Source organism: Flavobacterium sp. P3_A6, assembly GCF_056403035.1.
In genome coordinates, this window is the sequence record NZ_JBFUGG010000087.1 from 1 (window position 1) to 520 (window position 520).

The 520-nt window shown below is 52.8% G+C and carries 1 protein-coding gene; it reads right to left on the reverse strand.

Annotated features, from left to right (window positions below):
• Positions 1 to 520, reverse strand: a 520-nt coding sequence (locus tag AC1DVP_RS21440; protein ID WP_477185495.1) for a SprB repeat-containing protein, incomplete at both ends; no start/stop codon positions are given.

Consider the following 520-nt stretch of genomic DNA (forward strand, 5'->3'; position numbering starts at 1 on the left):
TCCACCAGCACCTCCGGAAGGAGTCACCGAAGCGGAACCGTTAGATCCACCGTTACAGGATACGTTTGTTTGCGCAGCAGTTGCCGTACTGATAGCCGCTGGCTGTGTAATTGTAAAGTTTCGAGTAGCCGTACAAGAATTTGCATCGGTTACCGTTACGGTATAACTTCCAGCCGCAAGTCCAGTAGCTGTAGCAGCCGTTCCACCCGAAGGCGACCATGAGTAGGTATATCCACCAGCACCTCCCGAAGGAGTCACCGAAGCGGAACCGTTAGATCCACCGTTACAGGATACGTTTGTTTGCGCGGCAGTTGCCGTACTGATAGCCGCTGGCTGTGTARTTGTAAAGTTTCGAGTAGCCGTACATGAATTAGCATCGGTTACCGTTACGGTATAACTTCCAGCTGCAAGTCCAGTAGCTGTAGCAGCCGTTCCACCCGAAGGCGACCATGAGTAGGTATATCCACCAGCACCTCCGGAAGGAGTCACCGAAGCGGAACCGTTAGATCCACCGTTACAG